General features: G+C 70.7%; 20 protein-coding genes. 6 read left to right on the top strand and 14 right to left on the bottom strand.

Annotated features, from left to right (window positions below; translation table 11 throughout):
- The first annotated feature begins 48 nt into the window (after positions 1-48).
- Positions 49-1,449, top strand: a complete 1,401-nt coding sequence (locus AB0B91_RS29505; protein WP_358326363.1) for an MFS transporter — start codon at positions 49-51, stop codon at positions 1,447-1,449.
- Here the strand turns inward: AB0B91_RS29505 and AB0B91_RS29500 are convergent.
- On the bottom strand, positions 1,439-2,668 hold the full coding sequence (locus AB0B91_RS29500) for a cytochrome P450 (protein WP_358326361.1): 1,230 nt from the start codon (positions 2,666-2,668) through the stop codon (positions 1,439-1,441). The genes AB0B91_RS29505 and AB0B91_RS29500 overlap by 11 nt on opposite strands.
- A gap of 68 nt (positions 2,669-2,736) precedes the next feature.
- Positions 2,737-3,966 (bottom strand): transposase, encoded by a 1,230-nt coding sequence (locus AB0B91_RS29495; RefSeq protein ID WP_358326359.1) that lies wholly within the window; start codon positions 3,964-3,966, stop codon positions 2,737-2,739.
- Positions 3,967-4,101: 135 nt separating this feature from the next.
- Here AB0B91_RS29495 and AB0B91_RS29490 point away from each other — a divergent pair, with 135 nt between their 5' ends.
- Positions 4,102-5,496, top strand: a complete 1,395-nt coding sequence (locus AB0B91_RS29490; protein ID WP_358326356.1) for an FG-GAP and VCBS repeat-containing protein — start codon at positions 4,102-4,104, stop codon at positions 5,494-5,496.
- Positions 5,497-5,588: 92 nt separating this feature from the next.
- Here the strand turns inward: AB0B91_RS29490 and AB0B91_RS29485 are convergent, their stop codons facing one another.
- The 6 genes from AB0B91_RS29485 to AB0B91_RS29460 are packed head-to-tail and all read right to left on the bottom strand — an operon-like array spanning position 5,589 to position 11,445.
- On the bottom strand, positions 5,589-7,088 hold the full coding sequence (locus AB0B91_RS29485; protein WP_358326353.1) for a HAMP domain-containing sensor histidine kinase: 1,500 nt from the start codon (positions 7,086-7,088) through the stop codon (positions 5,589-5,591).
- An 18-nt stretch (positions 7,089-7,106) separates the two neighbouring features.
- Positions 7,107-7,799, bottom strand: coding sequence for a response regulator transcription factor (locus tag AB0B91_RS29480; RefSeq protein WP_358326351.1), 693 nt, complete (start codon positions 7,797-7,799; stop codon positions 7,107-7,109).
- Positions 7,796-8,320: a hypothetical protein gene (locus tag AB0B91_RS29475; RefSeq protein WP_358326348.1), complete on the bottom strand. Its 525-nt coding sequence runs from the start codon at positions 8,318-8,320 to the stop codon at positions 7,796-7,798. Before AB0B91_RS29475 ends, AB0B91_RS29480 begins: the two co-directional genes overlap by 4 nt.
- A 25-nt stretch (positions 8,321-8,345) precedes the next feature.
- Complete coding sequence (locus AB0B91_RS29470) at positions 8,346-9,632, bottom strand: ABC transporter permease (protein ID WP_358326345.1); 1,287 nt, start codon at positions 9,630-9,632, stop codon at positions 8,346-8,348.
- Positions 9,629-10,360: an ABC transporter ATP-binding protein gene (locus AB0B91_RS29465; RefSeq protein ID WP_358326342.1), complete on the bottom strand. Its 732-nt coding sequence runs from the start codon at positions 10,358-10,360 to the stop codon at positions 9,629-9,631. The genes AB0B91_RS29470 and AB0B91_RS29465 overlap by 4 nt, the downstream gene beginning before the upstream one ends.
- Positions 10,357-11,445 carry an efflux RND transporter periplasmic adaptor subunit gene (locus tag AB0B91_RS29460; RefSeq protein ID WP_358326339.1) on the bottom strand — a complete coding sequence of 363 codons (1,089 nt, stop codon included), beginning with the start codon at positions 11,443-11,445 and terminating at the stop codon, positions 10,357-10,359. The genes AB0B91_RS29465 and AB0B91_RS29460 overlap by 4 nt, the downstream gene beginning before the upstream one ends.
- A 198-nt stretch (positions 11,446-11,643) precedes the next feature.
- Between AB0B91_RS29460 and AB0B91_RS29455 the strand changes: the two genes are divergently transcribed.
- Positions 11,644-13,188 (top strand): efflux RND transporter periplasmic adaptor subunit, encoded by a 1,545-nt coding sequence (locus AB0B91_RS29455; RefSeq protein ID WP_358326336.1) that lies wholly within the window; start codon positions 11,644-11,646, stop codon positions 13,186-13,188.
- A 77-nt stretch (positions 13,189-13,265) separates the two neighbouring features.
- Here AB0B91_RS29455 and AB0B91_RS29450 read toward each other — a convergent pair whose 3' ends face one another.
- From AB0B91_RS29450 to AB0B91_RS29440, 3 genes are all read right to left on the bottom strand, one after another.
- A complete protein-coding gene (locus AB0B91_RS29450) occupies positions 13,266-14,783 on the bottom strand; it encodes an alkaline phosphatase D family protein (protein WP_358326333.1) in 1,518 nt (505 codons plus the stop codon).
- Positions 14,784-14,873: 90 nt separating this feature from the next.
- Positions 14,874-15,455 (bottom strand): HAD family phosphatase, encoded by a 582-nt coding sequence (locus tag AB0B91_RS29445; protein ID WP_358326330.1) that lies wholly within the window; start codon positions 15,453-15,455, stop codon positions 14,874-14,876.
- The gene (locus tag AB0B91_RS29440) at positions 15,452-16,270 is read right to left on the bottom strand and encodes a hypothetical protein (RefSeq protein ID WP_358326328.1); all 819 of its coding nucleotides are present in this window, start codon (positions 16,268-16,270) and stop codon (positions 15,452-15,454) included. Before AB0B91_RS29440 ends, AB0B91_RS29445 begins: the two co-directional genes overlap by 4 nt.
- A gap of 143 nt (positions 16,271-16,413) precedes the next feature.
- Between AB0B91_RS29440 and AB0B91_RS29435 the strand changes: the two genes are divergently transcribed.
- A complete protein-coding gene (locus AB0B91_RS29435; RefSeq protein ID WP_358326325.1) occupies positions 16,414-16,701 on the top strand; it encodes a helix-turn-helix transcriptional regulator in 288 nt (95 codons plus the stop codon).
- Here AB0B91_RS29435 and AB0B91_RS29430 read toward each other — a convergent pair.
- Positions 16,692-17,519 (bottom strand): hypothetical protein, encoded by an 828-nt coding sequence (locus AB0B91_RS29430; protein ID WP_358326322.1) that lies wholly within the window; start codon positions 17,517-17,519, stop codon positions 16,692-16,694. The genes AB0B91_RS29435 and AB0B91_RS29430 overlap by 10 nt on opposite strands.
- Positions 17,520-17,633: 114 nt before the next feature.
- Between AB0B91_RS29430 and arfB the strand changes: the two genes are divergently transcribed.
- A complete protein-coding gene (gene arfB, locus AB0B91_RS29425; RefSeq protein WP_358327079.1) occupies positions 17,634-18,041 on the top strand; it encodes an alternative ribosome rescue aminoacyl-tRNA hydrolase ArfB in 408 nt (135 codons plus the stop codon).
- Between the two features lie 17 nt (positions 18,042-18,058).
- On the opposite strand, the gene AB0B91_RS29420 is transcribed toward arfB, so the two are convergent.
- Positions 18,059-18,622 carry an NAD(P)H-dependent oxidoreductase gene (locus AB0B91_RS29420; RefSeq protein ID WP_358326319.1) on the bottom strand — a complete coding sequence of 188 codons (564 nt, stop codon included), beginning with the start codon at positions 18,620-18,622 and terminating at the stop codon, positions 18,059-18,061.
- A 119-nt stretch (positions 18,623-18,741) separates the two neighbouring features.
- Here AB0B91_RS29420 and AB0B91_RS29415 point away from each other — a divergent pair, with 119 nt between their 5' ends.
- Positions 18,742-19,710, top strand: coding sequence for an aldo/keto reductase (locus tag AB0B91_RS29415; RefSeq protein ID WP_358326317.1), 969 nt, complete (start codon positions 18,742-18,744; stop codon positions 19,708-19,710).
- 56 nt (positions 19,711-19,766) lie between these two features.
- Here the strand turns inward: AB0B91_RS29415 and AB0B91_RS29410 are convergent, their stop codons facing one another.
- Positions 19,767-20,693 (bottom strand): acyl-ACP desaturase, encoded by a 927-nt coding sequence (locus AB0B91_RS29410; RefSeq protein ID WP_358327077.1) that lies wholly within the window; start codon positions 20,691-20,693, stop codon positions 19,767-19,769.
- Positions 20,694-20,714 lie beyond the last annotated feature (21 nt).

The raw sequence follows: 20,714 nt of genomic DNA, 5'->3' as shown, positions 1-20,714 counted from the left end.
GTCGGGGGGAGCCCAGATGTGCCAGAAGGCGGTGACAAGATTGACTTCATGGACGACGATCACGTAGCGCTGAAATCCGCCCGTGGGCACTGGATCCTGGCGGCGACCGTGCTCGGCTCCGGCCTGGCCATGCTCGACAGCACCGTGGTGAACGTCGCGCTGCCCTTTCTCGGCAAGGACCTCGACGCCGACATGGCCGGGCTGCAGTGGACGATCAACGCCTACACGCTCACCCTGGCCGGGCTGATCCTGCTGGGCGGCTCGCTCGGGGACCGCTACGGCAGGCGGAAGGTGTTCCTGATCGGCACGGTCTGGTTCGCGCTGGCCTCGGCGCTGTGCGGGCTCTCGCCGAACATCGAGTTCCTGGTGGCCGCCCGCGGGCTGCAGGGCGTCGGCGGCGCGCTGCTCACCCCGGGGGCGCTGGCGATCATCCAGGCGTCGTTCATCAGGGACGACCGCCCGCGCGCGGTCGGCGCCTGGTCCGGGCTGGGCGGGGTGGCGGCCGCGATCGGTCCGCTGCTGGGTGGCGCGGTGGTGCAGACGGCGGGCTGGCGGTGGGCGTTCCTGATCAACCTGCCGTTCGCGGCGATCGTCGTGCTGGTCACGCTGCGGCATGTGCCCGAGAGCAGGGACGAGCAGGCCGCGGGCCGGTTCGACGTGCTGGGCGCGGTGCTGGCGGCGCTGGCTCTGGCCTGCCTCACCTATGGCCTGATCGAGAAGGGGGCGCCGATACCGCTGGTCGTGGGGCTGGTGCTGGGCGCGGCGTTCGTGGTGCTGGAGGTGCGCAGGTCCCCCGACGCGCTGGTGCCGGTGAGCATCTTCCGGGACTCGGTGTTCACGGCCGTGAATGTGGTGACGCTGTTCGTGTACGCGGCGATGGGCGTGGTGTTCTTCCTGCTCGTCGTGCAGTTGCAGGTGGTGTCCAAGTTCCCGCCGACGGCGGCCGGGCTGTCGCTGATTCCGGTGACGATCCTGATGCTGCTGCTGTCGGCGCGCTCCGGCGAGGTGGCCAAGCGGTACGGCCCGCGCTGGCCGATGACGATCGGCATCCTGGTGGCCGGGCTCGGGTTCCTGTGGATGAGCACGATCGGCGTCGGCGCCTCGTACGTGCTGCAGGTCCTTCCCGCGGTGACGGTGTTCGGGCTCGGCTTGACGGCGGTGGTGGCGCCGCTGACCGCGACCGTGCTGGCCACCGCGAGCGAGCGCTACGCAGGTACGGCCAGCGGCGTCAACAACGCGGTGGCCCGCACCGGCAGCCTGCTGGCGGTGGCCGCGGTGCCGCCCCTGGTCGGTCTGGTCGGCGACGCCTTCAAGAACCCGCCCGTCTTCAACGCGGGCTTCCACTCCGCGATGCTGATCAGCGCCGCGCTGATGGTCGTCCCCGCACTGATCACCTTCCTGACGATCAGGAGGAACGTCCTGGCGCCTGAGGAGCAGCTCAGAACGTGAACCCCTGGCTGCGGACGCTGTTGTCGAAGTTCGACAGCAGCAGGTCCGGCTCGCCGACCGCGCGGATCTCCGGCAACCGGGTCAGCAGCACCCGGAACATCGTCCGCAGCTCCTGCCTGGCCAGGTTCGCGCCGAGGCAGAAGTGCGGCCCCGGCCCGCCGAAGCCGACGTGCGGCTTGGTCTCGCGGGTGATGTCGAAGCTGTCGGGGTCGGGGAAGACCGTCTCGTCGCGGTTGGCCGAGCCGTAGAAGAGGACCACCTTGTCGCCCTTCTTCAGCTCCAGGCCGCGCAGGGAGTAGTCCTGGGTCAGCGTGCGCCGGAACTGCATGATCGGCGACACGTGGCGGACCATCTCCTCGATCGCGTTGCCGATGCGGCCGTCGAAGTCCTCCATCAGCAGCTCGCGCTGCGTGGGGTTGTCGGTGAGCAGCTTGATGCCGTGGGCCATCGTGTTGCGGGCGGTCTCGTTGCCCGCCACCAGGAGCAGGGCGAAGAAGGAACCGAGCTCGCGGTCGGTGAGCTTCTCGCCGTCGGGGTTGGCGGTGACCAGCAGGGACACCAGGTCGCCCTGCGGCTCGGCGGCCCGTTCGTGCCCCAGCTTGATCACCATGCGCTGGAGGGCGAGCAGTGCCAGCATGTTCTGGCCGGCGAGCTGCACGCTGCGGACCAGGCTGGGGCGTACGCCGGTGTAGGCGGTGGAGACGTCGACGTGTTCGTGGACCTTGGCCCGCAGGTCGTCGGGGATGCCCATCATGTCGCAGATGACGTGGATGGGGAGCCGGGCCGCGACCTGGTGGACGAAGTCACGCGGGCCCTGCTCGACGACGTCGTCGACGATCCGCTCGCAGGCGGCCTCGATGTCGTCCTGCAGGCCGGAGAGCATGCGCGGGCTGAACGAGCGGGTGACGATCCGGCGCAGCCGGGCATGGCGCGGGTCGTCCATGTTGACCATCGACTCGCCGAACACCTGCTTGACCCAGCCGGGCGGCTCCGGATTGGTGACGGCCGGCTCGCTGGAGAAGACCTTGGCGTCGCGGCTGGCCTCGACCACGTCCGCGTGCCTGACCAGGGCGTAGAAGCCGCTTCCTGACCGGAGGAAAGGCACCTTCTTCTCCGGGAAGAACACCGGATGCTCCAATTGCCGGAGCCTGGCGAACGCCTCGTGCCGCTCCTTGAGGGGCCGGCGCCAGAAAGCCAGATCCGCGAGGTCGATGTCCACCCGCCTATCCTGGCACGTTCCCATGGCGTTAAGACCTGGTTCGGGCGGGGCGGACATACCTACCTGTGTCAACTACCACCGGTTGAAGCTGGTGGTTTGTTCTCGCGGTCCCGTCTGGGTGAGGGGAGGCCGGTAGCGTGTGGCTGGTTGATGGCGGCCCAGCCCGCTGCGCCGCGTGTGGCGATGTTGCGGGCTGCGATGTGGTCGGCGTGCCCAGCGAGGCCGCACCGGGTGCAGGCGAACCGGCCCCGCGCCGGCCGATTCGCCCTGGCCACGTTCCCGCACTCCGGACAGGCCTGGGAGGTGTAGGCGGGGTCGACCAGGACGAAGGCGATCCCGGCCCGGGCGGCCTTGTAGCGGGTGAAGGCGATCTGCTGGGCGAAGGCCCAGGTGTGCAGGGTGCGTCGCTGGAGCCGGTGAGCCCTGACCCGGCCGCGGATACCCTGCAGCTCCTCCAGGGCGACACCACGGCCGGTGCGTTCGGCTTCACGCACCACATACTTGCTGATCTGGTGGTTGAGGTCGGTCATCATCCGGTGCTCACGCCCGGACAGGCGGCGCAGCACCCGCCGCGCCGCCGACGTGCCCTTCTTCTGCAGGCGTCGGCGTTGGCGGTGCCGTCGTTCCCGCAGCGTGCGGACGTGGCCGTTGCCACTGATCGGGCCAGGGAGGGCGGGGCCGGGCAGCACGACCCGGTCGGAGGTGACCGCCAGGTTCGCCACCCCTTGATCCACCCCAAGAAAGCCGCCGACCGGCTCACGCACCGCCGGCTTGGGCACGGTGAGAGCGACCTGCAACAGCCACACCCCGCGCCGGCAGATCAGGTCCGCCTCCCCCATCGGCAGCGTATCCACCGCCTTGAGGTCTTCTGGGCGGCCGGTGTAGGGCACGGTGACGCGGCCGGCGGGGGTCCACAGCGACACCGTGCGGGCGTCACGATTCCAGCTCATCAGGCGGGCGTCATAAGGGACGGCGCCATACGGCCGGAAGATGTGCGCGCGTTTCTTGGTGGCGCGCCGGTTGGCGTAGGCGCCGGCGACCCGGGCGATCGCCCGCACCGCCGCCTGCGCACCCAGCCCGGCCACCTGCCCCCGCACCGCGTTGTAGGCCAGCCGATGCAACTCCACCACGGCGAAGGTGCGGTGCTGCCAGGCCAGCCGGGACACGACGGTGGCCGCCTGATTGCACACCAGCACCGCCGCCGCCAGCGCCTCAGCCTGGACCGGCGTCGGCGTGAGCCGCAACTGTACGACCGTGGGCAGGCCGTGGCGTTTGGTGACCGAGCGGCGGATCGCCATCGCGCACCTCCTGTCACAGCGCCCTCACCCAACGCACACATTACCGAACGTGACCGAGTCTTTCCATACTGTTTTCGAAAGGAGGGGTGGCGCTTCCTTCCGGCCCTGAAGGACCGGGTCCGCGCCACTATTTAGATGAACGCTCTGCTAGCCGCCTGCCTGGTTCTCCCCCTGGTTTCGGGTACGACCCACACCGCGGCTCCGTCATGCGGCGGATCCCCTTCCGACTTCGACGGCGACGGCCGTCCCGATCTGGCGGTGGCCGCCCCGTACGACAACCAGCGGGCCGGTTCTGTGACGATCGTCTACGGCAACGGCCAGAAGGTGAAGCTGACCCAGGAGGGCGCCGAGCCGGGCGACTCGTTCGGCTCCGCGCTCGCGGTCGGTGACTTCGACGGCGACCGGTGCGCCGACCTGGCGGTGGGCGTGTCGGAGGAGTTCGCAGGCGAGCGCGTGCCGGGGGCCGACGGCAACGGCGTCGTCGAGCTGTTCCACGGCTCACCCGCGGGCCTGCGGCCGGGCAAGGAGCTGGCGCCGGCCAAGCCGTCGAGCGACCGGTTCGGGGCGTCGCTGGCGGCCGGCGACCTCGACGGCGACGGGCGCGACGAGCTCGTGGTGGGCGCTCCCGGCCACCGTACGGGCGGGGGCGTCACGATCTACTGGATGAAGGGCCGCAAGCCGTACCAGATCACGCAGAAGACGCCGTGGATCCGGCAGGCGGCGAACGTGACGGACCAGTGGGGCGCGGCGCTGGCGACTGGCGACTTCGACGGCGACGGGCGCGACGAGCTGGCCGTGGGCGCGCCCGCCGACAGCGTCACCCAGGACGGCCAGGGCTCGGTCACCGTCGTCGACGTGCGGGCCAAGCGGGCCCGGCTCCTGACGCAGAGCAGCTCCGGGATCAAGGGCGCAGCCGAGAAGTGGGACGCGTTCGGGGCGGCGCTCACGACCGGCGACTTCGACGCCGACGGGCACTCCGACCTGGTCGTCGGCGTACCCGGCGAGGGGCTGAGCGCCAACCAGCGGGCGATGGACTACGGCGACGGAGCCGTGCACGTCCTGTACGGGAACGGGAGCGGGCTGCTGCGCGGCGCGCGGTCGGAGATGTGGACGCAGCGGCTGCTCAAGGGTGAGCCGCGCTACTACGACAGGTTCGGCGCCGCGCTGGCGGCCGGGGACTTCAACGGAGACGGCGACGACGAGCTGGCCGTCGGCGTACCCGGCGAGAAGGGGGTCCAGGTGCTGGCCGGAGCCAGGAAGGGCGGGCTGACCAAGGACGGCAACCTGCTGATCAAGGGCAAGGGGCGGGACTTCGGCGCGTCGCTGGCCGCGCTGCCCGCGCTCGGCGGGCGCTACCGGTCGCTCACCAAGGAGCGTCCGCTGTTCGGGCTGGTGGTGGCGGCGCCGGACCAGGGCAAGGTGCTGTACGTGCCGGGCTCGCGCCAGCCGGGCACCCGTCCCGGACTGCGGCCAGGAAAGGTCCGCGAGCTCAGCAGCGGCCCCGGTCTGTACGGCTACGCCTTCGGCTAAGGCCGAGACTCAGGCTGAGGCCGAGACTCAGGCTGAGGCCGAGACTCAGGCTGAGCCCGAGACTCAGGCTGAGGCCGAGCGATCGACCGAAGCTACGCGTTCGGCTGAAGAGAGCCCTTCACCCGAGGTGGAGCGACCTGGGACGGGGCGAGCGGGAGCGTGACGCGGAAGGTGGCGCCCTTGCCCGGCACGCTCGACGCGGAGACGCTGCCGCCGTGCGCCTCGACGAGCGTGGCGGCGATCGACAGCCCCAGCCCGGCACCGCCGGTGCTGCGCGCCGGATCGGCCCGGTAGAACCGCTCGAACACCCGCTCGGCCACCTCCGGCGAGAACCCGGGCCCCTCGTCGGTCACCTCGACGACGGCCTGCCCGTCACGAGCTCCCACCCCGACGGTGAAGGCCGTGCCCGGCGGGGTGTGCGAGAGCGCGTTGCCCACCAGGTTCCCCAGCACCTGCCCGAGCCGCAGCTCGTCACCGGTCACGAGCACCGGCCCCTCGCTCCCGTACAGCATGACCAGCTCGATCTTCCGGTCGGGCGCGAGCGTCTGGGCGTCGATCACGGCGGTGGCGGCGACGCTGAGCACGTCGACGGGCCGCGCGTCGAGCTCGCGGCGCTGGTCGAGCCTGGCCAGCAGCAGCATGTCCTCGACCAGCAGGCCCATCCGCGCGGCCTGCCCCTCGATCCGGCTCAGCAGCCGGGTCGCCTCCGTCAGGTCCTTGTCCATCCCGAGCCGGAACAGCTCGGCGAACCCCCTGATCGAGGTGAGCGGGGTCCGCAGCTCGTGCGAGGCGTCGGCCATGAACCGGCGGGTCAGCTCCTCCGAGCGCCGCGCCGCCCTGGCCGACTCGCGCGCCGACTCGGCCGCCGCCTCGCGCTCCCGCACGGCCACCTCGATCCGGCCGAGCATGCCGTTCAGGGCCCGGCCGAGCTTGCCGACCTCGGTGGTGCCCGCCCAGAGCGGTACACGGCGTGACAGATCGCCGTCCGCGATGTGGCGGGCGGTCCGCTCGATCTCGCCCAAGGGGCGCAGGCTCCGCCGTACGAGCCAGTAACAGGCGACGCCGAGCACCACGAGCGTCCCGCCGCCCCCGACCGCCACGATCAGCAGCAGCTGGGAGACCGTGTCGTCCAGGTCGCCCAGGCTGATCGCGATGATCCTGCTGTCGCCGTCGCGGCCCGGCATGGCGACGGCCCGCCAGGAGGGGCCGTCGGCGGCCTGCGATTCGACGGTGAAGGGCTGCCCGGCAATGCGCGCGACGTCGGCGGTGGTGAGCCTGGGCAGCTTCGGGGTGTGAGTCTCGGTCGACTCGGTCATGGTCCTGATCTTGGCGCCGGTCGGGTCGACGAGCACCGAGTGGAACAGGCCGTAGAAACGCTGCGGCTGCGGGCGCAGCTGCGGTTCGGGAGGCGGCGGAGCGGCGCGCCACGGCGTGCTGGCGGCACGTAGCTGCTGGTCGACGCGCTCGACGAGATAACCGCGCAGCAGCCGTACGGCGAACAGCCCGGTCAGCGTGATGGCCAGCGTGACCATCAGCAGGGTGGCCGAGACGAGACGCAGCCAGAGCGGCGTCCGCGCGAGATACCTCCTCATGTCATTTCCCGGCCGGGCTCAATCCTTGGGCGGGCGCAGGATGTAGCCGACGCCGCGCAGTGTGTGCAGGTATCTCCGCTCGCCGGTGTCGACTTTGCGGCGCAGGTAGGAGACGTACGACTCGACCAGCCCGACGTCGGTGCGCCAGTCGCCGTTCCAGACGTGGTCGAGGATCTGCGTCTTGGACAGCACCCGTCCCGCGTTGAGCATGAAGTACAGCAGCAGCCGGTATTCGGTGGGCGACAGCCGCACCTGGACGCCGTCGCGCCACACCTCGTGCGTCTCCTCGTCCAGCTCCAGGTCGGCGATCCGCAGCCGGTTCGGCGGCGGCGTGCCGCGCCTGGTCCTGCGCAGCACCGCCCGGATCCGGGCGATGACCTCCTCCAGGCTGAACGGCTTGGTCACGTAGTCCTCGCCGAGCCCGAGCCCGGCGAGCCGGTCCTCCGGCGTGTCCTTGGCGGTGACGAACAGCACCGGGACCCGTCGGCCACGCGACCGCAGCCTGCCCGCGACCGCCAGGCCGTCGAGGTCGGGCAGCATCACGTCGAGCATGACCAGGTCGGGCGTGGTCTGCTCGGCCACCCGCAGGGCCTCCTTGCCGTCGGCCGCCGTGAGCACCTCGAACCCGGCCATCCGCAGGCTGGCGGAGAACAGCTCCCTGATGTTGGGCTCGTCATCCACCACCAGCAGCCTGGCCTCCGGCTCGGTCATCTGCCGCCTCCCCCCTGACTGATCGAGGTGGCGGCCACCGAGCCGTCCCCGCCCTTCTCGCCGCGCACCACGACAGTGGTGCCGGTCTGCAGGTCGGCCAGCTTGCCCGGTTTGGTCACCTGAACCGTGGTCGCGTCGGTGGTGGTGACCGTGACCGTGGTGCCATCCATGGTCTTGACGTAGATCTTGCCGCCTTCGACCTTCTCGACGGTGCCCACGGTGCCGCCGCCACCGGCGCCGCCCATCCTCTGACCGTACCCGCCCGGCATCTGTCCTCTGCCGCCCGGCTGCTGGCCGTAGCCGCCGGGCATCCCACCTTGCCTGCCGAAGCCCTGCTGGCCGGCGGCGGCCGTGGCGGGCGCGCCCATCGCCTTCTGTACCTGGATGCCGATCACCACCCCGGCCACCAGCACCACGCCCGCGATCAGTCCGAGCGTCACCTTCGACAGCGGCTTGCGCGGCTGGACGGCCAGTTCGCTGTTCAGATCGTCGGGGTAGGGCGAGCCGTCAAGTTTGGCCATTTCTGTCTCCTTCGGGGGGGGTCTGTCACTCGTGGCGCAGGGCCTGGATCGGCCTCAACTTGGCGGCTCTGTTGGCGGGATAGCTGCCGAAGAACAAGCCGATGCCGACGGACACGCCCAGCGCGAGCGCGACCGAGGACGGGACGAGCACCGGCTCGATGCCCGCGATGGTGAAGCGGGTGCCCAGGAACGCCACCAGCACCCCGGACAGCCCGCCGACCAGGCTCAGCAGCGTGGCCTCCATCAGGAACTGACCCAGGATCGCGCTCCTGGGCGCACCGATGGCCTTGCGGATGCCGATCTCCCTGGTCCGCTCCGTGACGGTCACCAGCATGATGTTGGTGATGCCGATGCCGCCGACCAGCAGCGAGATCGCCGCGACCGCGCCGAGCAGCACGGTGAACGTGCCGGTCGCCGCGCTGACGGTCTCCTGCAGGGTGGCCTGGTTGAGTATCCGGAAGTCGGCCGAGGCGGTGCCGGTGATGCCGTGCCGCTGGTTGAGTACGCCCGTGACCTCGGACTGCGCCGACTCCGTCGCCGTCGAGCCGCTCGCCTGCACGACGATCGAGTTGAGCGAGCCGAACCCGGTCAGGCTCTGCTGTACGGCCGGCAGCGGCGCGATGGCCACGTCGTCGGCGTCCTGCTGCCCGCCGGTCGACCCGCTCTCCTTCAGCACGCCGACGACCGTGAACGGCACGCCGGAGATCGTCACCTGCTTGCCGATCGGGTCGAGGGTGCCGAACAGCTCCTCGACCACGGTCTGCCCGAGCACCACGACCTTCCTGGCGGCCAGCACGTCGTCGTTGAAGAAGTACGTGCCCTTGGTCACCGGCTTGTTCGTGGCCTCGAAGTAGCTCGGGTAGGTGCCGATGAGCTGGGAGATCGAGTGGCTGGCCGCCCCGTAGGTGGTGGCGGCCGAGGAGGCGGTCACGACCGGCGAGACCGACGCGACCGACGGCGCCACCGTCTTGTCGGTCAGGGCCTTGGCGTCGGCGAGGGTGAGCTGCCTGGCCTGGGTACGCGGGCCGGTGTTCTGCCCGCCGCCGGGCGCGCCACCGCCGCCGCCGGCCCGCGCGAATCCGCCACCGCCGCCGCCCCCGCCACCGCCCGAGAAGGACGGGGAGATCGTCAGCGTGTTGGCGCCGAGCCGCTGGATGTTCTTCTGGATGCTCTGCGAGGAGCCCTCGCCCACGGCGACGAGCAGGATGACCGCGGCGACGCCGATGAGGATGCCGAGCGTGGTCAGCGAGCTGCGCATCTTGTTGGCCAGCAGCCCGCGCAGGGCGAAGCGCAGGATCTCGAGCTGGTTCATCGGGCGACCTCCGCCATCCGCGGCGGCGGCCCCTCGAGCGGGCCCTGCCGGACGTCTTCCACGATCTCGCCGTCCACCAGCCTGATGACCCGCTTGGCGTGCGCCGCCACGTCGTTCTCGTGCGTGATGAGCACGATCGTGCGGCCCGACTCGCTGAGCCTGTCCATGATCTCCAGAACGTCCTGCGTGGAGGCGGTGTCGAGGTTGCCGGTGGGCTCGTCGGCCAGCAGCAGGGCGGGGGCGGTGATGAGCGCCCTGGCCACGGCGACGCGTTGCTGCTGGCCGCCGGAGAGCTGGTTGGGCTCGTGGTGGATGCGGTCCGTGAGGCCGACCTGCTCCAGCGCGGCCAGCGCGCGCCTGCGCCGTTCGGCCTGGCCGATGCCGCCGTAGACCAGCGGCAGCTCGACGTTGGCCAGCGCGCTCATGCGCGGGATGAGGTTGAACGACTGGAAGACGAAGCCGACCCGGCGGTTGCGTAGTTTGGCGAGCTGGTGCTCGTCGAGCTGCCCGACGTCCGCGCCGTCGATCAGGTAGCGGCCTGTGGTGGGCACGTCCAGGCAGCCGAGGATGTTCATCAGCGTCGACTTGCCGGAGCCGGAGGCGCCCATGATGGCGAGGTAGTCGCCCTGCTCGACGTCGAGGTTCACCCCGCGCAGCGCCCTTACCCTGGCGTCGCCCTCGCCGTACTCCTTGACCAGGTTCTGCACGCTCAGGACGGGAGCCGTCATCGCCCGCCTCCCGGCACGCCGCCGCCGCCCGGGAAGCCGCCGCCGAAGCCGCCCTGCCGCTGGTTGCCGGTGCCCGTGGTGGTGGACGTGGCGGGCGGGACGATCTGGTCTCCTTCGGAGACGCCCGACTTGATCTCGGTCAGCGAGGCGCCCTGTACGCCCACCTCGACCGGGGTTCTGACCTGCTGGCCGTTCTTGAGCAGGGTGACCGTGTTCTGGCCGCCGCTGGTGGAGAGCGCGGTGGACGGGACGGTGATGACGTTCTCCGCCTCGCCGGTCACGACCTCGACGGTGGTGGTCTGCCCCAGGCGCACCTGTTTGGGGACCTTGGTGAAGGAGATCGTCACCGGATACTGCACGACGTTGTTGCTGGTGGAGGCGACCGGCTCGATCTGGGTGACCTTGCCGGTGGCGGTGACGCCCGGCAGCGCGTCGAACGTGACGGTGGCCGCCTGGCCGACCTTGAGCTTGCTGACGTCCGACTCGGTGAAGGTGCCGACGAGCTGGAGCTTGCCGGTGTCGGCCAGGTCGATGAACCCGGACCCCGATCCGCTTCCGGACTGGCCGCTCTGCCCGCTCTGGCTGGTGCTCTGGGTCGAGGTGCCGCTGGAGGTCCCGGATCCGTTGGAGGAGCCGCCGACGGCGCCGTTCACGGCCGTGACCGTGCCGGCGAACGGCGCTCTCAGCACTGTCGCCGTGGCCGTTCGCTGGGCCTCCCGGTAGGCGTTGCGCGCCTTGATGTAGGCGGCGTAGAGCTGGGCGGTCGAGGTCCCGTCGTCGACGGCGCTGTTGTACGTGGCGCGCGCGGCCGACAGGTTCTCCTCCGCCGCCGCGTCGTCAAGCTTGGCCAGGATGTCGTCCTTGCGGACCTTGTCTCCTGCCTTGACGTAGATGCGCTCGACGGTCCCGCTCGTCCCGAACGCGAGCGTTCTGCTCCTGGAGCTCTCCACCGCGCCCGAGGCGGACACCGAGGCGGTCACGGTGCCGCGCCCGGCGGTCACCGTCCGGGTGGCCGTCTCACTGGCCACCTCTTCCGTGCCGCCGAGCTGGGCGTACGCGAACGCGACACCGCCCAGCAGGAGCACGCCTAGGGCCCCGTTGGTTATCAGCGCTCTGCGCCTTGTCGACACCTTCACAGCCGGTGACCCTTGCACACCAGTCTGCGCTACAGCCGCGAGCTAGCTGAAGGTTCGCTGACAAAGTGGACGCCTCTGGAGACACACAGACAACTCTGAGCTGCCTCGCAGCCCCGTACTAACCTGCTCACGCCATGATGGGCCTCCATGAGACCGACTTTCCCGCCTAAGGCGCTCAAGCTAGGCGGGCTCGCCCTTGCCGTCCTGGTGGCCGGCTCCGGCCTGGTGCTGGCGCTCCGCGACGATCCGGAGCCCGCCGCCCAGGTACGGCTGGCAGCCGCCAAGCGGGGCGTCGTCACCGCCTCCGTCACGGCCGCGGGCAACACCGTGGACGGCTCGCGGCGCGACCTGGGATTCGGTGGCTCTGGAACGGTGACCAAGATCTACGTCAAGGTCGGCGCCAAGGTGAAGAAGGGGCAGGTGCTGGCCCGGGTGGACGGCACGGCGGCACGCGAGGGCTACACGGCCGCCGCCGCCGACCTGGCCGCCGCCGAGGAGGCCCTGACCACCGCCACGACCGCCGCCACCAGTACGGCCACGTGCTCGCCGAGCAGCAGCGGCACGTCCACCTCGGTCGTGGGGGCGGTCGCCGCCAAGGGCGCCTTCGGCCCCTCGGCGGCGCCCATCGCCGCCCCCGCCACCGCGCTCACCCCGGCCACGACCCCGACCCCCCGGCCCACCTGGACGCCGACCCCGGAGCCCACGCCGAGCGGCCACGAGCCGCAGCCCACGGTCACGGTGACCGTCACGGCCACGGCGACTGTCACCGCGACCGTGACGGCCACCCCGGACGGCGGCCGGCCATCGGCCTCGCCGACCGGCAGCGCCACCGCCAAACCCTCCGCCAAGCCCTCCGCCAAACCCACGGGCAAGTCCTCCGCCAAGCCGACCGGCAAGGCCACAGGGAAACCCACCGGTAAGGCCACGGGGAAACCCACCGGAAAGCCCGGCGCCTCGGGCAGGCCCACCGGAAAGGCCACGCCGGGAGCCCGCCAGTCCCAGGGCGGCAGCCCCTGCGGCGGCGCGAACGGCAAGGGCGGCATCAGCGAGGACCAGGCCAGTGCGAACGTGGACCGCGCCCAGGCCGCCCTTGAGCAGGCCGCCGACGAGGTACGCGGCACCCGGATCGTGGCCCCCGCCTCGGGCACGGTCCTGTCGGTGGCCGGATCGGTCGGCGACACGGCGGGCACCAGCACGTTCATCAGCCTCGGCGACCTGAACGAGCTCCAGGTCGACGCGATGGTCACCGAATCCGACGTGAACAAGCTCAAACTCGGCCAGGAAGCGAGCATCACCCTGGCCACGCGCGGCTCGGAGAAGTACACGGGCAAGGTCACCCGCATCGCGCCGACCGCCACCGTGAGCGACAAGCTCGTCCGCTACTCGGTGACGCTCGCCTTCGACAAGCCGCCGCGCGGGCTGATGCTCGGGCAGACGGCCTCGGTGTCGGTGACGACGGGCACGGCCGACGACGGGATCTACGTGCCGGCCGAGGCGGTGAAGAGCCGCGCGGACGGTACGAGCGTGGTCACCGTGCGCTCGGGCGGGCACGACTCGGCGCGGGTGGTGCGTACCGGGGTGCGCGGGGACCAGTACGTGGAGATCACCTCAGGCCTCAGTGAGAGCGATCAGGTGGTGATGGCGGGCAGCGCCACGGGCGAGTTCCCGGACACCAGCTGGCCGGAGAGCTGACGACCCCCGGCCGGGCCACCTCGGTGGCTCGGCCGCTTCTGCGTTGAGCGAACCCTCAGCCCTTTCCCAGCAGACGTTCAGGTTCGGGCATGGGCGGTGGCGGGGATCGTCAGGCTGTGGGCGGTCTTGGCGGGGGCGCCCTTGCGGGAGATGTAATCCAGCGTCCGGTAATCCACCGAGATATCGTCACGAGTGACCTTGGCCATGATGTAGCCCCGCCGCTGGTCGATGTAGGAGATGTGCGGGTTCTCCTGCAACGCCTCGGCGATCCACGTCTTGTCCCGATACCCGTCCCCGTCGCTGGCGATCGACGAGGTCACCAGCTCTCTGGCCACCACGGGCGAGTCGGGGTCGTCGAAGTCGGTCTTGAGGTCGGCCAGGTGGTGCATGTGGGCGTCGCCGGTCAGCACGACCGGGTTCGAGGTGCCGGACAGCGAGCCCAGCAGCCGGGTCCGCTCGGCGGCGTACCCGTCCCATGAGTCCAGGTTCACCTCGCGGCCCGGCCCCACCTTGTAGTCGCGCTGCGCCATCAGGATCTGCTGGCCGAGCAGGTTCCACCGGGTGCCGGACTCGCGCAGGCCGTCCTCCAGCCAGCGCCACTGGTCGGCGCCCAGCAGCGTGCGCTTGGCCGCCAGCCGGTCGTCGCACCTGGCGCGTACCCCGTCCAGGCAGGCCTGGTCGTCACGGAACTGCCGCGTGTCGAGCAGGTGGAAGCGGGCCAGCGACCCCCACGAGACGCGCCGGTTCACCCGCAGCACCGCGCCCTGCACGCTGGCCCGGCGCAGCGGCATGTTCTCGTAGTACGCCCTGAAGGCGTCCGCCCGGCGCCGGGCGAAGCCGGGGGCGCCGGTGCTGGAGACGGACGCGGCCCAGTTGTTCTCCACCTCGTGGTCGTCGAAGGCCACCAGCCACGGCGCCACCGCGTGCGCCCGCTGGAGGTCGTGGTCGCTCTTGTACTGGGCGTGCCGCAGCCGGTAGTCGGCCAGCGTCTCGCACTTGCCCGGCGTGTGCGTGCGGACCCGCCCGGCCAGCGCGGTGTAGCCGCTGGGGCCGTACTCGTACATGTAGTCGCCCAGGAACACCACCAGCTCGGGCTCCTGCTCGGCCAGCCGCCGGTAGGCGGTGTAGTAGCCGTGCTCGTAGTGCGCGCACGCGGCGACCGCGAACGTCAGCGGCCGCTCACCCGTCGGTGTGGTCCTGGTCCGGCCGGCGGGTGAGAGCCTGCCTTCGCTCCTGAACCGGTAGAAGTAGTCGCGTCCCGGCTCCAGGCCCGCGACCTCGATGTGGACGGTGTGCGCGGCGCCCGGCCGGGCCTCGGCCGTACCGGATCTGACGATCGACGAGAAGCGCTCGTCGGTGGCGACCTGCCAGTCGACGTCCACGCCGCGAGAGGGCATGCCGCCGCGGCCGTCGCCGGACAGGGGGTTCGGGGCGAGGCGGGTCCAGAGGACGAAGCCGTCGGTCGACGGGTCTCCGGAGGCCACGCCGAGGGTGAAGGGGTCGGTCCTGAGGGTTCTGGTCTGCTGGGCTTCGGCCTGCTGGGACGGCGCGAGGAAGGTCACTGCCGCCGCGGCGAGGAAGGATCTGCGGTCCACGGTCCAGGTATGTCCAGCCCGACTGACACGGTCGTGACTGCGGAGTCAAGGCTGGATGAACAGCATCAGTCCTCCTCCCGCCGCAGTGTGTCACGCCTTGAGCGTCTCCCGCAGGGCCTCGGCGGAGGTGAACTGGACGCCCGTCATGCCCGCGCGCTCGGCCCCGGCCACGTTCTCCGCCCGGTCGTCGATGAACACGATCTCGGCCGGGTCGGCGTCGAGCTCGGCCGCCATCCGGTCGAAGATCTCCCGGTCCGGCTTCACCAGGCCCATCCTGCCGCTGTAGAAGCGCTGCTCGATGGCCGCGATCCAGGGCAGCCCGTCCAGGCCGTCGGCCACGCAGGCGGGCGCGTTGGACAGCAGGGCCACGTCGCCGCCACGGTCGAGGAGATCGTTCAGGATGGCGACCGTGCCCTCGTCGGGGTAGGCCCAGCTCGCCACGTCCATCGCGACCAGCCGGGCGATCTCGGCGATGGCGGCCGGCCGGCCGAGGACCGCCGACCAGTAGGCGGCCGGGGTCAGCGACGCCCGGTCGAACTCCAGGCGGTGCTCCCAGTAGCGCCGCTTGAACGCCTCGGGGTCGGTGTTGACCGCCCGGGCCATCTCGTCGGCGTCGGACTCGGGCTGAGGCAGGGACAGCACGCTGCCGTAGTCGAAGACAATCCACGTCATGGCAGGAATGGTCGCAGATGCGGGTCGAGTGCCGGGCAACCCAGGTACTTCTCGGCGGTGTGGAAGTCGATCCAGTCGAGGTTGACCCGTTCTTCCAGGTCCACGCCGGTGAAGCTGCCCCGCAGGTTGGCCGGGATGGCGGCGATGTCGTCCTTGTCGGCGATGTTCACCCAGCGCTTGACGCCCGTGGGCCGCCGGCCGAGGCCGTTGATCGGGGCGGGCAGGAGGCGCTCGAAGACCACGTTGCGCATGCCGAGCGGGCTGCCGAGGGTGAGCAGCAGGTCGACCTCGAGGTCGGGGTTGGCCCAGAGCGTCTCGTAGGCCACGACGCTGCCCAGCGAATGGGCGATCACCACCCGCGGACTGTTCTTCCTGATCGCGTCGCGCACGGCCTCCTGGCATCTCACGCGCCTGGCCGAATCGGTCAGGTAGGCCGCCACCTCCGGCGCGAACAGCGACGCGAACGCCGCCGACCTGCTGTCGAGCCGGGTGAGCAGCCACCCGGTGAACATCTTGAGCGCTCCGGTGAAGCGCTCGCCCATGTCCAGGTTCCTGGCCCAGTCGACGAGCACCTGCTGGGCGGGGGCCGGCAGCGCCGCGAACGCCTGCGGGCCCTGCTGGGGCTGCCGGTCGTGCAGCAGGTGGGAGAAGTAGGCCACCTCGCTGAAGTAGGTCCTGCTCTCTCCCCCGAGCGCCACCCGCAGGTAGCGGTCCCACTTGAGGCGCATCGCCTCCGCCGCCCCCGTCGCGGAGTTGCCCGCCGCCACGTAGTAGTTGTACTTGCCGATCCCGTGCACGCCGACGATGCCCGCCACAGCGCCTCCCCATTCACCCCGTGATTCCAGAGCGATAGTGACACACCTCACTTGCAGCGCGCCTTCAGGTTTAGTCTTGCCTAAAGGTTTAGGTAGAGCTAAAGTGAAGAGACAAGGAACCGAGCGCTGAGAGCGAGACCGTGATGGCCTTTCGCCGGAGCACGCCCGACGAGGTGAGTCCGGGCGGTCTCGCCCAGGACGCCGTCGACGAGATCACCTGGTACATGCGGGAGCACAAGATGTCCCGCGCCGATCTGGCCGCCTCGATGGGCGTTTCGCCGGGCAGGGTGAGCCAGATCCTGTCGGGAGACGAGAACCTCACGCTCCGTACGCTCGGTGCCGTCGTCAAAGCGCTCGGCGCCCGCATCGAGTTCACGCTCAGCGAGGCCGAGGAGGAGTCCATCCTGCTCGTCGAAGAGAATCATGGGTGAGGCCTGAGCGGCGCGGTGATCCGTGACCGCGCCGGCGGCACGAACCTGGGCAGCGACCGATACCCGGCCCGATAGGCCGAGGCCAGCAGCCGCAGGACGTCGTTCTCCGCGTCATGCCGGAGGATGCCGTGTAACCGGGTCAGGTCATTGACATACCGCTCATACCTTGCCAGCCGCGTCTGCCGGGAGCCGCGCAGCGCGTTGATCACCTTGGAGCGCGGCGCCCCGTCCTCGATCAGCGCGGCCACGTCCAGCCGCCGTTCGATCGCGTCCAGCCGGGCGTGCACCCGTTCCTTCCTGCGCTCCTCGGGCGAGAGCCGCTCGACGATGCGCTCGTGGTAGCGGTTGGCGGCCAGGCTCAGCTCGTACACGCTCCAGGAATCGTCGACCCGCCGCTCGCACCAGCGCCGCTGGTCCTCGGCCATCGCCTGGTCGAGCCGGGCCAGCAGCGACACCAGCCAAAACGTCGCCGCCTCCTTGGCCAGCGAGCGCCGCTCGTCCTCGCGGGAGCGCACCTGGCTCAGCCACAGTCCGCCCGGCGCGACGGCGCCCAGCACCGTGGACAGGTAATTGCTCAGCAGCCCACCGCTCACCAGCGCCACAGCGGAGGAGACCAGGCCGGTCAGCAGGATGATGATGACCGCCAGCCACCAGCCTCCGGGGCCGAAGGGCCGGCCCCTGCCCTGGCAGCGGAGCAGGAGGAATCCCGTGGCGGAGGCGATGGCCAGTGGCACCGTCAGCGCTATCTGTGCCGGCGTCACGTGCACCACGGAATCGGCCGCCGCCGTCACGTGCACCACGGAATCGGCCTCCCCCACAGATCGTTGTCTCCATAATCGCAGCGACCTCCGTTATTGGAAATGCCGTTGCATTAGGGATATGTCGCTCAGATACGGTGACATTCCACGTTGAAGGAACAGGAGTACCCCGACATGCCCGGCCCGCTGGTCGTCAACGACTCGGTCGTCATCCCGGACGCCGAGCTCGTCTGGCGTTTCTCCCGCTCTTCCGGCCCGGGCGGCCAGGGCGTCAACACCACCGACAGCCGGGTGGAACTCGTCTTCGACGTCTCCGCCACGACGGCCCTGTCACCGGCGCTCAAGGCCCGCGCCCTCGACCGGCTGGGCGCCCCCACGATCACCATCGCCGCGTCGGAGTACCGCTCCCAGTTGCGCAACCGCGAGGCCGCCGAACAGCGCCTGGCCCAGCGCCTCCGCGAGGCCATCGCGCCCCCGCCCAAGCGCCGCCGCGCCACCAAGCCCAGCCGGGGCTCGGTCGAGCGCCGCATCGCCACCAAGAAGCTCCGCTCCGACGTCAAGCGCCTGCGCCGCAGCCCCTGACCCGGCCACGGGCCGGACTACGCCGAACGACCCGTCAGGACGAGCTGGGCCGAGAACACCGGCTGTACGGCGAGCGGCACAGGGCAGAGCTGGCCGACGATCTCCCGTACCTGATCACGCAGGTAGGGGGCCGTCAGACGGCCCTGGTCGTCGAAATGCGGGCAGGTGGGCGAGAGCACCAGTTCGCTGCCCATCACGACCGCGCCCGCCCCGGTGAGCTCCTTGAACAGCTCGGCCTGCGCCCACATGGCGCCGCAGGCGCGCACGCTCGCGCTCATTACGGCGACGCGCTTGCCGGCCAGGCGTCCGCCGGTCGCCATCCAGCGCAGCGCGTGGCCCAGCTCAGCCGGGAGCAGGCTGTGCTCGGGCGCGGTGAGCAGCACCGCGTCGCACTCGCCGACCTTGCGGAGCAGGCCTGCCACCTGCTCGGGTACGGGGCCGAGCGCGTAGGGCGGGACCGCGCCGAGTCCCCGCCAGCACTCCAGGCACACCCCCCTGGGCAGCTCCCTGCCCGTTGCCTCCAGCAATTTGTTGATAAACGATCCCGCGTGGAGGCTCGCGGCGATCCCGAAGATTTTCACCCTTCACTCCTAGAGATGTTGATGTGTTGCCCGTAGTCGGGAACCTTCCCGATGTCGTGGATGTCCAAGACCATCTCCGGGTCAAGGGGAAGCACTGGCTTTGCCGGATGATGATCCCCATGGAATACACACGCGTGGGCAGCTCGGGTCTGAAGGTGTCGCGGATCGGCCTGGGCATGATGAGCTATGGCGATCCTGCGGACGTGCCCTGGTTCCTGCCCGAGGAGGCCGCCGAGCCGATCGTGCGCCGGGCGGTGGACGGCGGGGTGACCTTCTTCGACACCGCCGACATGTACTCCGGCGGCGTCAGTGAGGAGATCACCGGCAGCCTGCTGCGCAGGCTCTTCGACCGTCGCGACGACTACGTGCTGGCGACCAAGGTCGGCTTCCCCATGGGCGAGGGAGCCAACGAGCGGGGGTTGTCGCGCAAGCACATCCTGGACTCGATCGACGCCTCGCTGCGCCGGTTGGGCACCGACCACGTGGACCTGTACCAGATCCACCGCTGGGACGACGAGACGCCCGTCGAGGAGACCATGCGGGCGCTGCACGACGTGGTCAAGGCGGGCAAGGCCCGCTACATCGGCGCCTCCCTCATGTACGGCTGGCAGCTGGCCAAGGCGCAGCACGCGGCGAAGTCGGCTGGTCTGACCAGGTTCGTGGCGATGCAGACCCGCTACAACCTCGCCTACCGGGAGGAGGAGCGCGAGGTGCTCCCCTACTGCGCCGACCAGGGCCTGGGCGTGCTGCCGTACAGTCCGCTCGCCCGCGGTCTGCTGGCCGGAGGGGAGGGGCGGGCCACCACCAGGGCGGCCCACGAGGACCGGACGCCGGAGGACGAGGGGATCGTGGCGGCCCTGCGGGCCGTCGCCGGGGAGCGTGGCGTGCCGCCCGCGCAGGTGGCGCTGGCCTGGCTGCTCGGCAAGGGGCCCGGAAACGGCGCCGTCGCCGCGCCGATCGTGGGTGCGACGCGCCCCGGCCACCTGGACGACGCGCTCGCCGCCGTGGACCTCGTCCTCACCGCTGAGGAGGTGGCCCGCCTGGAGGCGCCGTACCGGCCGCGCGAGCCTTTCGGCTACGGCTGGTGATCACCCCGCGCACGATCATCGCGCGGCGGCGCGCGCCTCACGGGCGACGTGCACGGTCATCGCGCGGCGGCGCGCGCCTTGCGCTCGGCCCTGCGCTCGACGAACCTGGCCGCCGTCGTCTCGGTCTTGGCCAGGAACGCGGCCAGCTCCTCGCGGGCCTGCTCGCCACCCGCGTCGAGGCCGGTCTTGTCGAACACGGCCCACTGCTTCAGCACCGGCATGAGCACGTCGTCGAGGTGCAGGCGCAGGTCGTAGATGCCCTCGTGGGCGATGATCATGGCCTTGCGGGTGAAGCCCTCGATGCTGGAGCCGGGCATCTGGAAGGTTTTGACGACGTCGGTCACGGCGCGCATGGTCTGGTTGGGGTCCAGCTCGAAGGCGGCCTTGAGCAGGTTGCGGTAGAAGAGCATGTGCAGGTTCTCGTCGGCGGCGATCCTGGCCAGCAGCCGCTCGCAGCCCTCGTCGCCGGAGGCGCGGCCGGTGTTGCGGTGCGCGATGCGGGTGGCCAGCTCCTGGAAGGAGACGTAGGCGAGCTGCTGGAGCATGGTGCCGTACTCAGTGACGTAGCCCGCCTCCATGTGCCTCATGCGGGCGCGCTCCAGCGCGACCGGGTCGACCGCGCGGGTGACGGTGAGGTAGTCGCGGATCGCGGTGCCGTGCCGGTCCTCCTCGGCGGTCCAGCGCTGCACCCAGGTGCCCCAGGCGCCGTCACGGCCGAACGTCGTGGCGATCTCGTGGTGGTAGCTCGGCAGGTTGTCCTCGGTGAGGAGGTTGACGATGAGCGAGATCCGGGCGGGCTCGGGGAGCTTCGAGTCGCTGTCCTGCCAGGCCTCGCCGCCGTAGATGCCGTCGAAGTCACGGCCCTGGCTCCACGGAACGTACTCGTGCGGGAACCATTCCTTCGCCATCGCGTTGTGGCGGTCAAGCTCCCCGGCGACCACGGGCTCGAGCTCGTGCAGCAGTTCCGTCTGAGTCATCGCCATCAAGATCGTCTCCCTGTAGTT

It is taken from the genome of Nonomuraea sp. NPDC049141 (assembly GCF_040648415.1).
Lineage (GTDB): Bacteria > Actinomycetota > Actinomycetes > Streptosporangiales > Streptosporangiaceae > Nonomuraea.
This window is presented reverse-complemented; position numbering and strand designations above follow the sequence as displayed.